Genomic DNA, 12,302 nt, shown 5'->3' on the forward strand with positions numbered 1-12,302 from the left:
GTACCTGAATATTACTGTGCATCTGGAGTCCCCAAGGTATTACCGGAGTCATTTCCCAAGGGCAATTGAATACCGGGTAGACCACCGCCACTGGAGTCGTCGCCACTGTCGTCGCCACTGTCGTTGCCCGAATCCTGAGTCGGTTCGGACGTATCCGGAGCGGTCTCGCTGGTGTCCTGCTCAGTGGAGCTGTCAGAGGCACCGTCATTGTTGCCGCCGTCGTTATTTCCCCAGTTACCGGAATTGTCGCCCGACCAACCGTAACCAGAACCGTCGTTGGGGTCGGTGTTTTCCTCTGTGGTCTGCTGCTGTGACTGGTTCGGAATGTACTGCTCCAAGTTCGGAATGGTTGGCAGTGAACCGGTAGTCGACAGCGAATAGACGACCGCGATAGCACCGGCCAGCAACACTAGCAGCACCAACAGCACAATGCTGCCGCAGCCACAACCGCAGCCGCTGCGCTTCTTTGCCGGCTTACGCTGTCGGGCGGGTTGCTGCGGTGGCCGCTGCGGTTGCTGCGGTGGCTGCGACACCGGCATGGGCGGTCGCGTCATGGCACCGAGTTCGGTGGTCGCCGGGTTGGCAGCGTTGGATTGACGGTGCACCGTTGGGGTCACACCACGCGGCTGTGGTGGGCGGTGCCCCGCGCGCACTCGCAAAACAGCCTGTGCCAGCTCACGGCCATCGGCATAGCGACGCTGCGGATCCTTGCGCAGCATAATGCCGATAAGTTCGCGGATATGCGGATTGACCGTCGGCGCCAACGCAGGTGGTGCCTCGTTGATGTGTGCCACGGCAACCGCGACGGTGGAGTCGCCCTGGAAGGGCCGGGCGCCGGCCACCATTTCGTAGGCGACACAGCCAAGCGAGTAGATGTCTGTCGCCGGACTCACCTGTTTGCCCTGTGCCTGCTCCGGTGAGACATACTGCGCGGTACCGACGACCATGCCGGTACGCGTCAGAGGCACCGCTTCAGCGGCTTTGGCAATGCCAAAGTCGGTAATCTTCACGGTGCCCTCCGGCGTCACCAGGAGGTTGCCCGGCTTAATGTCGCGGTGGACAAGGTTCGCAGCGTGAATTGCCGACAGGCCGTGTGCAGTCTGCTCTAGCACGTCGAGCATCAGGTGCTCTGGCAGGGTGCGACGTCGCTGCAGCACCTGCGACAGAGATTCGCCACGGATGTACTCCATGACGATGTAACACGCGCCGTGGCTGCCGATGTCGCCTTCCTCGTAGGTGACAATCTTCACCACGTTTGGGCTGTTGACGCTGCGCGCAGCGGCGGCTTCGTTCTGGAAACGCTGCCGGAACTCGTAGTTGTCCGAGTACTCCTGGTTCAGAAGTTTGATTGCAACCAGTTCGCCGCTGGTGGCGTCGTCGGCAAGCCAGACGGTGGACATGCCGCCACGGCCGAGCAGACGGCGAACGTGATATCGGTCGCCAACGATGTCTTGAACTTGGTGGGCATCCATGCTTATCGACCCGCCTGTTCGACCGCGTCAATGAGTGCACGGCCAATCGGGGCAGCAACGGAGGCGCCGGTAGCGCCCTGGCCCTGGCCGCCACCGTTTTCCACGACGACAGCCACGGCGACATCGGAGTCCGGCGCGAAGGCGATGTACCAGACGTGCGGTGCGTACTCGCCGCGGACAGCACCGTGTTCCGCGGTACCGGTCTTGGAGGCAATACGCGAACCGTTACCGCCCGAGTGCGACTCGGAGCCGCGCATCAGCTCAGTTACGGTCTCCGCGACCTCCGGCGAAATCGCCTCGCCGGCTTCAATCGGCTTAAAGGACTTGATTTCGGAGAGGTCGGCACCGCGCACCGATTTGATGATCTGGGGTTCCATGCGCACGCCGCCGTTGGCAATCGTGGCGGCGATGATGGCGTTGTCCAGCGGCGTGAAAGACACGTCGCGCTGACCAATGGAGGTCTGACCCAGCGAGGACTGATCCGGAATATCACCGACAGCGGAGGGCTGAATCGGCAGGCCCGCGTCATCGTGGGTCTCACCGATGCCGAATCGCTTAGCGACGTCCTTGAGCGCATCGGCCCCGTACTGCATACCGAGCTCAGCGAATGCCGTATTACAGGACTGCGCGAAAGCCTGGCGGAGAGTTGTAGTAGCCCCACCACAGGTCGAGCCACCGTAGTTCTCCAACGTAGTGGTGGTATCCGGCAGCGTAATCTGCGGTGCGCCAGTGACCGAGGTGTCCGGGGAAGCGCCTTGCTCCAGTGCCGTGACCGTGGTCAACACCTTGAAAGTGGAACCCGGCGGCAGCGGACGCTGAGTGGCGTGGTTGAGCAGCGGTGCGCCCTCATTGTTATTGAGGGACTGCCAGGTACTCTCGTCGCCGGCGGCGATGTCATTCGGGTTGAACGACGGTGTGGAGGCCATCGCGAGAATTTCACCCGTCGATGGGCGAATGGCGACGGCGGAGCCGACGTAGCCGCGTTCAGCGAGTTGTTGGTACGCAGTCCGCTGAGCGTTCGGCAACAGCGTCAGCTCCGTGGAGGCCCCAGAGGGTTCCTTGCCCGTGACCATGTCGAGGGCGCGGGAGGTAAACAGCGAAGGGTCGCTGCCGTTCAAGATCTCGTTCTGAGAGCGTTCGATACCGGCGGAGCCGTAGATGTCCGACAGGTATCCGACCACCGCGGCATATGCCTCCGGGTCGGTGTCGTAGCTGCGGTCATAGAAGCCGCTCTCGCCCTTGACCGAGTGGGCCAGAATGTCGCCGTCAGTGGTGATTTGGCCGCGAGGTTTGGACTTTTCCTCCAGGAACTGACGGCTATTCAGCGGATTGTGGGCGTACTTATCCTGCTGGAAGCCCTGGATGTAGGTCAGGTTCGCCAGTAGAAGAACGAAGAGTCCGAGAACGACAACAAAGATTTGGCGAATGGTCTTATTCATCTACTGGTTCACCTCCTGAGATGCGTTGACATTGTCGTTGAGGCCCGAAGGGTTGCTTGGAATACCCCAGGGGCGGTTGGCCTCGTCAGAGACGCGCAACACGATGGCCAACATGATGTAGCTGGCCAACAGTGAGGAACCACCGGCTGACATGAACGGAGTAGTCAGACCGGTCAGCGGCATCAGCTTGGAAACACCGGCTGCAACCACGAACAGCTGAATGGCCATCGAGAATGCGACACCGGCCGCCAGCAGCTTGCCAAAGGAATCACGTACCGCCAAGCTCGCCGAAATACCGCGGGAAATCAGAATCGCGAACAGCAGGATGATGGCACTCAGGCCGGTAAAACCGAGCTCCTCACCAAAGGCCGAGAGGATGAAGTCAGAGTGTGCCACCGGAATGTTCTGTGGGTAGCCCTGGCCCAGACCGGTGCCACCGATGCCACCCCAGCTCATGCCGAACAGACCCTGGGAGAGCTGATAGCCGCCCTCGTCGTAGGAGCCCAACGGATCCAGGAAATGCGTGACTCGCGCCTGAATCTTGTCCGAAACCATGTAGACACCGACAACGCCGACGGTCACCAGCACCATGCCGATGATCAGCCAGGAACCGCGACCGGTGGCAGCGTAGAGCATTGCCAGCACAGTGCCGAAGAGCACCAGCGCCGGGCCAAAGTCATTCTGCAGAGCCATGATGACGGTAGCGATGCCCCAGATCAGCAGAATCGGACCCAGGTCGCGAACACGCGGGAAATCAATGCCCAGGAAACGCTTGCCCGCCACATTGAACAGCGAGCGCTTATTCACCAGCAGCTGAGCAAAGAAGATCAGCAGCATGACCTTGGCAAACTCACCCGGCTGCATGGAGAACGGGCCGATGGAAATCCAGATGCGGGCATCAGCATTAATCGACGACGGCCACACCAGCGGTAGCGCCAACAGAATCAAGCCGCCGAGACCCAGCAGATACGAGTACTGCGACAGCGAGTGGTGGTTGCGCAGCAGGACAATCACGCCGATAAACAGTGCGACACTGAGTACGGTCCACATGATCTGATTGCGCACCAACGAGGTGTCATTGGCCAGGTCGAGGCGGTGAATCATCACCAGCCCCAAGGCATTGAGCGTTGCTGCAACCGGCAGCATCACCTGATCGGCGTTGGGCGCCACAAAGGTCAGCGCGATATGCGCCACTGCAAAAATCACAAAGAATCCGCCAATGATGTAAAAGACATCTCCGGTCAGAGAGTTACCCTGAGCCAGTTCCAGCGAAATTAGTGCCAAAAGCAACAATCCTGCCGACAGCAGCAGCAGGAGCATTTCCTTCATCCGAAGCTGTCGCTTCGTGGTAGTTTCACTCATTTTCGCACCTGCCTACAGTTGACTCCTGGCTTCGAGCCCAGCTTTTCATCCTTCTTGTCATCGTCGGAAACGGACAGACACACCGGCAGCGCCGACTCCGCCAAACGTCCAATCTGGTCGCTGACACCGTTGTAGGAATCAGCTGGCAGACCTTCCAGCGAATTGCGTGCCGCCGGTGAGAGATCTTCCGGCGTCATGATGTGGCAGTCGACCTTCTCCTTCGCCGTCCCAGCCGGAGGAAGCTGAACTTTATTGTCATCGGTCAAACAGATGAACTGATGTGGCTCTTGCAGATCGAAGCCCAGCAAACTGCCGGGCACGCCGTGCATCAGCTGCACCTGCCCGTCGACCACCGCGAGATGGTACATCGACTCCTTCTTCTGCCAGCCCCAAATACCAAGGCCGACCAACCCGGCCACCAGCACCAGCACCACAGAAATAACTAGCCACTTGCCCTTGGAAGCTTTCTTCTCCGGCGCCGAAGTCACTGCAATTTCCTGTGACTTCCGCGGGCGGAGTGCCGCCGCGCGTCCCGCTGACGTATTGGGGCGGGGGAGTTCCTCCTCCGCACTCTGCAGGGCACCGGCCAGGGCGGGCTCGTAAGGCGTGCGTGCCGACGAATCGACAACATCGGCAACCACCACGGTGATGTTATCCGGACCACCGGACTTCAACGCGTAGTCAATGAGCTTGGTAGCGGCCTCGTCCGGAGTGCCCTCCGAGAGCACGTCTTTGATGGTGTCCGCGGACACTGGATCGGATAGACCATCCGAGCACAGCAGGTAGCGATCGCCCTCGTGAACATCGCGATAAGACAAAGTAGGCTCCACCGGGCGACCGGTGAGAGCCTTCAAAATCAGTGAGCGCTGAGGGTGAATTGCCGCTTCTTCTTCGGTGAGATTGCCCTCATCCACCAGGGACTGCACATAGGTGTCATCCCGGGTAATGCGGATGAGCTCCCCGTCGCGCAGCAGATAGCCACGCGAGTCACCGACATGGCACATGCCCAGGCGGGTGCCGTCGAAAAGCAGAGCAGTCAGCGTAGTGCCCATGCCTTGCGTAGAGGGGTTCTGCTCAATTTCATCCGCGATGGAGTTATTGCCCTCCATGCAGGCGCTGCGCAGGGACTCGAGCAAATCGGGGCCGGGCTGATCATTGTCCAGCCGAGAGACGGCCGCAATCATCAGCTGAGATGCGATTTCTCCGGCGGCGTGGCCACCCATGCCGTCGGCAAGCGCGAGCAGACGCGAACCCGCATAGGCGGAGTCCTCGTTGTTCTGTCGGATGAGGCCGCGGTCAGAGCGGGCCGTGTAATTCAGAGCAAGACTCATGGTTGCAACCTCAAAGTTGTACGGCCAATACGAAATTCCATACCCGAAGCCAGGCGTTCCGGCTGTTCCACGCGCTGGCCATTGAGGAATGTGCCATTGCGGGAGTCCAGGTCTTCCAGGTACCAGATGCCGTCGCGGTTGATGACGCGAGCGTGCTGGCCCGAGGCGAAGTCATCGTTGAGGACGAAGGCATTCGACTCTGAACGGCCAATAGTGATGTCGCGTTGGTTGTTTAGGTTCATGCGCGAACCCGCCAGCGGCCCGGAGGTGACAAGGAGCTGATGTGGAGTCTGCGAGCGCTGGAAACGCTTGGCCGGAGCACTGCTGGCCTGCCGAAGTGGGCGCAGCGGAGCCGAGCCTGTTGTTTCTGTACGCAGGGTGCGAAGCGTCATCCAAATGAAAAACCACAGGACGACCAGCACGCCGATGCGCGAAAGCAGAAAAACGATAGCTTCCACGTCCGAGGAACCTCCTTATGTAGAGCTGGTGGGTCCGCAAACCGAACACACGGACGTAATTATTCCAGGAATGTGTCGGCAAACCTAGGGCAGTGGCATGTGAACCTGGTGAACCTCACTACTTAGCGGATCTGAATCAGCGGATTTAACTAGCGGATCTGAACTTCGAGAACAGAATGCCCCAGCGAGATTTCGTCGCCGTCAGCCAGCAGCCAGTTCTCAATGGGTTCGCCATTGACAATGGTGCCGTTGGTCGAATGCAAATCGACGAGCACAGCGTCCTGGCCGTCCCACGTGATCTCGGCATGCTGGCGGGAAACACCAGTATCCGGGAGACGGAAGTCGGAAGCGGTGCCGCGGCCGATGATGTTCGAACCATGGCGCACCTCAAATACGCGCGAGGAGCCGTCCTGCAACAGCAGGGTGACGGTCTTTTCCTGGGACTGGTCTTCGCCCACGGTCGCGCTGCTCAGCTCAGTTGCAGCCTCTGGGTCGACCGCGGGGATGGGGCGGGAAGCGGTGGGGAACTGCTCAGCTTCAGGCTGCGGGTGGTAGGCGGCAGAGGTCTCTGCAGCTTGGGGTTCATCATCGCTTTGCGACGGGGCTGCGTCAGTGTTGGCATCATCGGCACTGTCCTCGAATGGGGCGAACTCCGAGGTGCCCACGGTGTCCTCGGTGAAAGTGCTGGCCGTCTTCAACTGGCCGGTGTGGAGAGACTCCACTGCCTGCAGGTGGACGCTAATGGAACCGGTGAAGCCCCAGCCGTTGTTACGGCAGTAGCGTGTCATGCGGTCAGCCAACTGATTCGGCAGGTTGGGCTCGGACGCAGAAAGGTTCTTGTAGTCGGCAGCGCTGATGCCAATGCGGAAATCATTGGGTGCCAAGTACTGACCGTTGGCGTCCTGCATCAGGAAGTCTTCAATTTCCTGCTTCAGGCATTCTTCTAACTCATTCGGGACAACCTTGCCGCCGAACACGCGCGCAAAGCTGTTATCGAGCCCGCGCTGAAGCGAGCTATCGAGCTTGCGGATGCGTCCTAGGAAATCCATCTGACTAAAGAAATTCGCCTTCTCCCGCCAAACCGCGGCGGGTTACGTGAAAAAAATGTGCACAAAAATTATCGATACTTAAGCAACAGTATAGAGCCCTACACCTTCAGTTAAGGGCTAGGAACTACTGAGGTTTATCAAATAGTGACGACGGTTGTGGAGGAAGTTGCTATTGCTAAGTGCTGAAAAGTGGTGGAAAACGCGCGCTGGCCTGGGGATTTGGTGGTGTATTAGCGCGGGGTGTTATAGTTCTATTCGTTCCCACGGGCGAGTGGCGGAATGGCAGACGCGCTGGCTTCAGGTGCCAGTGTCCTTTACGGACGTGGGGGTTCAAGTCCCCCTTCGCCCACAGCGAAGATCCTCGGAAGTGTAAAAGCTTCCGAGGATTTTTTTGTTTGCGGTGGCGGTTGGAGTGGGGTTTGGGTTGAAGCAGAGGCAGATGCTGAGCTGAGATTGTTGGCTTGTCCTTTACCCCCCCCTTTAACCCTGTCCGGCACTTATGGCCAGGTTTCGGGGACTTATCGATGTATTCTCGACTTATCGATGCTTTTTCGGCACTTATGCGCACGCTGTGGGCCAGGCTCTTTCACTTGTCGATGCGCTATTCACTTGTGGACACGCTGTAGCGCATCGATAGGTGAATAGCGTGGCCATAAGTCGTCGGATGCGTCGGCCAGCTAGCATTGCAACGGCTCACGAGAAGAAATGTAGAAATCTCACAACTCATTTTGTATTGAAAGTAGAAGAAAACTTGAATAGTTTTGAGATGTGCATGAGGGCAGTCGGCCCCCATCTGGGGCATTGATATAGCGGTGTTCAGTCATGAGCTTGGCTTACGGCCATATTTTAACGACCATTTGGTACCTGTTCATATCGTGAAAAGGCAACTCAAGAATGTGTAAGAAGTATTAAGAGAGAGCCCGTTTGGTGAGTAATCTTCTTCCGAGGAAAACCTGCCAATTCATAGTCGGAAGGCAAACATGAAAATTGTATTTAGAGCAATGCTGGGTGCCGCAATTATTTTTGAAGGAGTTCTTTTCCTTCTTATGAATGTGGTATCTGGTTTGCCGGGTTGGGTATTCCTGTTACCACTTGCCGTGGTGGTTGCGGCTTTTCTCTTACTGTTTGGAGGTATGTGGCAAGACTATCTCAGAAATGGCAGGTCATGGGCTTCTTCGCTGTCCGAGACGTCAAAGAAATTTGGCGTACCTCGAAAAATACTAGCGTTACTCGTTTCGGAAGTTGGTTCGCTGCTAGCTGCTTTCACCTTTTTTAAGCCTCAGAGAAATGTCGACAGTGAAGTCAGATCCTTCACAGCATATAGAAACCTTCGAACTGTTGTTTTTATGATACTGGCGCTGAGCGTTGCAGAAATAAGCATAGTGCATTTTGCTATTTCTAATGCGTTTTGGCGATATTTATTGCTGGTAATTAGTGTTTATGCCGTAGTTCTTTTATCTGGATTTTACGTAACTGTTCGGGATCATCCACATCTAATGACACCGCAAGGACTCGTACTGCGAAATGGGCGAAGGCTTATTTGCGAAATTCCGTGGTCACACTTACGTCATGCGAGCTCCGTAACGGCAGGTGAAGGAGGGGACGTAGCAATTGACGAGCACGGCAATCTCAGGGTGCCTGTTTTGAGTGAAGTGAACGTCAAGTTAGAAGTCGATTCGCAGGTCGTGGCAGAAGATCTTTACAAGGGACCAATGATGGTTTCCTCGATTGAGATTTACTGCGACGACAAAGACACATTCCTGCGTGATCTCGCTGAGGAAAGGAATGCTCATTAAGTGCTTGGCAGCTTCCAGGGCTGGTAATCAACCCCGACCTACCGCCAGAACTTGGTCATCCCGCGCTTGTCCTCGATGTTGAACTCAATCATTTTGGCCAGCAGGTCGAGCGGCATGGACTCGGCCTTGCCATCCTTTGGCCAGGGGAAGCGGACCATCATTTTTCCGTAGGAGAGGCCGCGGGCATCGAACTCGTCGGAGAACTTTTCAATACCTGCGCGGGTCGAAGATGGACGGCCTTTATTGATGAGGATGCCCTGGCGGATTTAGCGATGTAGGTAGGGGCTAGCGCTTAGCGTACTTCTCCAGGTGAGCTGCGAAGCGAGCGGCGAAATGTTCAATTGTCTCGACCTCAGGAAGAAAAGTAATCCGGACATATGTCCCGCCTTTCACATTGAAAGCGCTGCCTTGGACGATGTGAATGTGTTCTGCTTCCAGAAACGAGAGAACGAAGTCCTCATCCTTATCAATTTCGTAAATATTGCCGTCTAGTCGAATGAAAATGTACAGCGCCCCTTGCGGCTCGATGAACGAGATTCCGGGAATCTTGCTGAGTGCTGTAGTGGCAGCAACTTTTTGTTCGAAGAGGCGGCCACCGGGTCGTACTAAATTGTCGATGCTGTGTTCTTTGCCCAGCACGGCAGCAATCGCGTGCTGGGCTGGAATTGAGGCGCACATCCGCATTGAGGCCAGTAGTCGAATTCCTTTAAGCAGGGTGTCCTGTTCGCGAAATCCAGTTGCAGTCACCCATCCAGCTCTCAATCCGGCCAAGCGATGCGTCTTGGAAAGGCCGGAGAACGTTAAGCAGGGGACATCCTGCGCTAGGCAAGCTGTTGGAGTGAACGAGGCTCCAGGGTACACAATGCGGTCGTAGATTTCGTCGGAAAGCAGCACTAGATTGTGCTCACGTGCGAGCTGGGCAATCTGGGAGAGAGTCTCCGGTGAGTAGATGGCGCCTGTGGGATTGTTTGGATTGATGATGACAATCGCCCGAGTTTTGGCTGTGATGGACTCGCGTATGGCATCGACGTCTGGCTGCCAATTATTTTCTTCTAGGCAGGAATAGTGCACGGGGACTCCGCCGGCGAGGGTGGTGGATGCGGTCCAGAGTGGATAGTCGGGTGAGGGGATGAGGATTTCATCACCGTCGTTGATGAGAGCTTGTAGACATAGGTTTACCAGCTCCGAGACACCATTTCCGACAAGAACGTGATTGCTATCGAGGGCGGGGAAGTCCTCATTCTGCGAGTAGTAGTCCACGACAGTCTGACGGGTGTCGCTCAGGCCGAGGGAATTTGAGTATCCAGAAGTTTCCTCGAGGCCACGGTGCATAGCGGAAAGTACCTCTGCAGATGGCCGGAAGCCGAATGGGGCAGGATTTCCGACATTGAGGGGAATGACCTTTACGCCCTGGCGCTGTAGCTCGTCGGCCTTGTCCTGAATTGGTCCGCGCAGGTCATAGAGAACATTATCGAGGTGATGCGAAAAATGGATTGGGCAGGATAGCACTGCGCGCTTCGATACGATAGCGCTACTATGTATATTCATGGTTAACAGTAGCACGTCTATGTTGGTCGGCGAGCTGGAAACGTGGATTGCGCAACACAAAGCCGGAGAAAAGCTGCCATCCAGCCGTGAAATCACACGGTCGTATTCGGTTAGCCCGGTGACAGTGCGAAACGCTATCCACGAACTGGCTACCCGCGGACTGGTAGAAGTGCGAGTCGGCGTGGGGGTATTCGTCAGGCATCGCCAACAACTCCCACGGGCGGACTTTAGCTGGCAAGTCGGAGCGCTGGGACCTCAGCCCAATACCGGAAGGGTTCTGGCCGCCACCCAGAGAGCTTCCACTGATGAGGCAATCAGTCTGCATTCCGGTTATCCGGATGAATCTCTGCTGCCAACGAACTTGGTACGAAGAGCGCTTACCAGAGTCAGTAAATCGTGCGATGCCTATCGACGAGCACCGGTGCGGGGGATGGCAGAACTGCGGCAGTGGTTTGCTTCGCAACTGGTACGGGCAAATGAGCGCGATGTGGTTATTGTTCCGGGCACACAGAGCGGGCTCGGTGCCATTTTTCGTGCCATTTCACCGAAGGAACTCATCATTGAGTCGCCTTCATATTGGGGTGCAATCCTGGCTGCTCGGCAGGCTGGGATTTCTCTACTACCAGTGGAAAGTGATGATGAGGGGCCAATCCCCGAGAGTTTGGAGAGGCTGCTACGAACGAGTTCTGCACGAGCTTTTTATGGTCAACCCACGTTCGGTAACCCTCATGGGAAACGGTGGTCGACAGCTCGTCGTAAAACAATTATTGAAATCATAAGAGCGTTCAACGCTTTCCTCATTGAGGACGATTGGGCACATGATTTCGCATTCGACGCACCTGATGTTCCGATAGCGGCGGATGATGCCGAAGGGCATGTCATCTATCTGCGATCGCTGACAAAGGTGATTTCGCCTGCAGTTCGGGTAGGGGCAGTAATTGCCAAGGGGCCGGTTCTTCAGCGGATACTCGCAGAAGTTTCAGCCGAAGCGTTGTACACCAGTGGAATTTTGCAGGCCGTGGCGCTGGACGTCGTCAAGCAAAGTGCGTACGCGACGCACCTCAAAAATATGCAGGTCGCACTGCGACAGCGACGAAATGATTTGCTTGAAGCTTTATCCAGATATGCGCCGTCGGTGGAAACTCCACACGTGCCTCAAGGAGGACTCAACTTGTGGTGCAGGCTTCCCGATGGCACAGACCCCCAAGAGGTTGCCGAACGTTGCGAAGGACGGGGACTGATAGTTGCGCCAGGACGGGACTGGTTTCCCTCCGAGGAAATCGGCCCGTATTTACGCCTGAACTTCGCGGGTCCCCATCCCGAGAGATTTGTTGATGCTGCGATGATTCTGGACAGCGTGGTTTCGGGCTAGCCACTAAATTCGACGGAGACCTTCCTACCGCCAAAACTTGGTCATCCCGCGCTTGTCCTCGATGTTGAACTCAATCATCTTGGCCAGCAGGTCCAGCGGCATGGACTCGGCTTTGCCATCTTTTGGCCAGGGGAAACGGACCATCATTTTGCCATAGGAGAGGCCGCGGTCATCGAACTCGTCGGAGAACTTCACAATGCCGTCGCGCTCTGGGGCGATGGACATGTGTTTCTTGGCGTAGGAAAAACCGATGATAAAAGTGCCATCGAGCGTGAACATCGGCTGATTCCAGGCAATGCGAACGCCGAGTTCCGGGTACTTTTCATGAACCCATTCCAACACCTCGAGAGCGACAGTGCGCTGCGTGTCATCATCTACCCGCGAGAGGTGATTGGCGAAGAACTCGGCGGTGGTTTCATCGGTCATATGCTGAACAGCCATGGCCTGGATTTTACTGTGCCATCAACTAACACCC

11 protein-coding genes and 1 tRNA gene are annotated in these 12,302 nt (G+C 56.7%); 3 read left to right on the forward strand and 9 right to left on the reverse strand.

The window, feature by feature from the left end; genetic code table 11:
- Positions 1 to 11 precede the first annotated feature (11 nt).
- From HMPREF2562_RS02635 to HMPREF2562_RS02660, 6 genes are all read right to left on the reverse strand, one after another.
- Positions 12 to 1,472, reverse strand: a complete 1,461-nt coding sequence (locus HMPREF2562_RS02635; protein WP_070549584.1) for a serine/threonine-protein kinase — start codon at positions 1,470 to 1,472, stop codon at positions 12 to 14.
- Positions 1,473 to 1,474: 2 nt separating this feature from the next.
- Positions 1,475 to 2,911, reverse strand: coding sequence for a penicillin-binding transpeptidase domain-containing protein (locus HMPREF2562_RS02640; RefSeq protein WP_016421755.1), 1,437 nt, complete (start codon positions 2,909 to 2,911; stop codon positions 1,475 to 1,477).
- On the reverse strand, positions 2,912 to 4,273 hold the full coding sequence (locus HMPREF2562_RS02645; RefSeq protein ID WP_069358904.1) for an FtsW/RodA/SpoVE family cell cycle protein: 1,362 nt from the start codon (positions 4,271 to 4,273) through the stop codon (positions 2,912 to 2,914).
- Positions 4,270 to 5,604: a PP2C family protein-serine/threonine phosphatase gene (locus tag HMPREF2562_RS02650; protein WP_049193413.1), complete on the reverse strand. Its 1,335-nt coding sequence runs from the start codon at positions 5,602 to 5,604 to the stop codon at positions 4,270 to 4,272. Before HMPREF2562_RS02650 ends, HMPREF2562_RS02645 begins: the two co-directional genes overlap by 4 nt.
- Complete coding sequence (locus HMPREF2562_RS02655) at positions 5,601 to 6,062, reverse strand: FHA domain-containing protein FhaB/FipA (RefSeq protein ID WP_016421758.1); 462 nt, start codon at positions 6,060 to 6,062, stop codon at positions 5,601 to 5,603. The genes HMPREF2562_RS02650 and HMPREF2562_RS02655 overlap by 4 nt, the downstream gene beginning before the upstream one ends.
- 149 nt (positions 6,063 to 6,211) lie before the next feature.
- Positions 6,212 to 7,111: a DUF3662 and FHA domain-containing protein gene (locus HMPREF2562_RS02660; RefSeq protein WP_070439233.1), complete on the reverse strand. Its 900-nt coding sequence runs from the start codon at positions 7,109 to 7,111 to the stop codon at positions 6,212 to 6,214.
- A 265-nt stretch (positions 7,112 to 7,376) separates the two neighbouring features.
- Here HMPREF2562_RS02660 and HMPREF2562_RS02665 point away from each other — a divergent pair.
- Both HMPREF2562_RS02665 and HMPREF2562_RS02670 read left to right on the forward strand, forming a co-directional pair.
- Positions 7,377 to 7,460 (forward strand) — tRNA-Leu (locus HMPREF2562_RS02665).
- A 631-nt stretch (positions 7,461 to 8,091) separates the two neighbouring features.
- Positions 8,092 to 8,907 carry a hypothetical protein gene (locus tag HMPREF2562_RS02670; RefSeq protein ID WP_049172588.1) on the forward strand — a complete coding sequence of 272 codons (816 nt, stop codon included), beginning with the start codon at positions 8,092 to 8,094 and terminating at the stop codon, positions 8,905 to 8,907.
- Between the two features lie 38 nt (positions 8,908 to 8,945).
- Here HMPREF2562_RS02670 and HMPREF2562_RS11120 read toward each other — a convergent pair whose 3' ends face one another.
- The gene (locus tag HMPREF2562_RS11120) at positions 8,946 to 9,068 is read right to left on the reverse strand and encodes a hypothetical protein (RefSeq protein ID WP_255351592.1); all 123 of its coding nucleotides are present in this window, start codon (positions 9,066 to 9,068) and stop codon (positions 8,946 to 8,948) included.
- A gap of 124 nt (positions 9,069 to 9,192) precedes the next feature.
- Complete coding sequence (locus HMPREF2562_RS02680) at positions 9,193 to 10,455, reverse strand: aminotransferase class I/II-fold pyridoxal phosphate-dependent enzyme (protein ID WP_070546983.1); 1,263 nt, start codon at positions 10,453 to 10,455, stop codon at positions 9,193 to 9,195.
- Here HMPREF2562_RS02680 and HMPREF2562_RS02685 point away from each other — a divergent pair.
- Positions 10,454 to 11,827, forward strand: a complete 1,374-nt coding sequence (locus HMPREF2562_RS02685) for an aminotransferase-like domain-containing protein (RefSeq protein WP_070546985.1) — start codon at positions 10,454 to 10,456, stop codon at positions 11,825 to 11,827. The genes HMPREF2562_RS02680 and HMPREF2562_RS02685 overlap by 2 nt on opposite strands.
- A gap of 24 nt (positions 11,828 to 11,851) precedes the next feature.
- Here the strand turns inward: HMPREF2562_RS02685 and HMPREF2562_RS02690 are convergent, their stop codons facing one another.
- Positions 11,852 to 12,268, reverse strand: a complete 417-nt coding sequence (locus tag HMPREF2562_RS02690; RefSeq protein ID WP_070546987.1) for an iron chaperone — start codon at positions 12,266 to 12,268, stop codon at positions 11,852 to 11,854.
- Between the last annotated feature and the right edge of the window lie 34 nt (positions 12,269 to 12,302).

Origin of the sequence: Corynebacterium sp. HMSC077G07, from assembly GCF_001809225.1 — a bacterium.
Lineage (GTDB): Bacteria > Actinomycetota > Actinomycetes > Mycobacteriales > Mycobacteriaceae > Corynebacterium > Corynebacterium jeikeium_D.

Excerpts from the sequence above, each read along its gene's own strand:
- HMPREF2562_RS02635 (WP_070549584.1), bottom strand. The coding sequence starts at position 1,472 with ATGGATGCCCACCAAGTTCAAGACATCGTTGGCGACCGATATCACGTT.
- HMPREF2562_RS02640 (WP_016421755.1), bottom strand. The coding sequence starts at position 2,911 with ATGAATAAGACCATTCGCCAAATCTTTGTTGTCGTTCTCGGACTCTTC.
- HMPREF2562_RS02645 (WP_069358904.1), bottom strand. The coding sequence starts at position 4,273 with ATGAGTGAAACTACCACGAAGCGACAGCTTCGGATGAAGGAAATGCTC.
- HMPREF2562_RS02650 (WP_049193413.1), bottom strand. The coding sequence starts at position 5,604 with ATGAGTCTTGCTCTGAATTACACGGCCCGCTCTGACCGCGGCCTCATC.
- HMPREF2562_RS02660 (WP_070439233.1), bottom strand. The coding sequence starts at position 7,111 with ATGGATTTCCTAGGACGCATCCGCAAGCTCGATAGCTCGCTTCAGCGC.
- HMPREF2562_RS02670 (WP_049172588.1), top strand. The coding sequence starts at position 8,092 with ATGAAAATTGTATTTAGAGCAATGCTGGGTGCCGCAATTATTTTTGAA.
- HMPREF2562_RS11120 (WP_255351592.1), bottom strand. The coding sequence starts at position 9,068 with ATGATGGTCCGCTTCCCCTGGCCAAAGGATGGCAAGGCCGAGTCCATG.
- HMPREF2562_RS02685 (WP_070546985.1), top strand. The coding sequence starts at position 10,454 with ATGGTTAACAGTAGCACGTCTATGTTGGTCGGCGAGCTGGAAACGTGG.
- HMPREF2562_RS02680 (WP_070546983.1), bottom strand. The coding sequence starts at position 10,455 with ATGAATATACATAGTAGCGCTATCGTATCGAAGCGCGCAGTGCTATCC.
- HMPREF2562_RS02690 (WP_070546987.1), bottom strand. The coding sequence starts at position 12,268 with ATGGCTGTTCAGCATATGACCGATGAAACCACCGCCGAGTTCTTCGCC.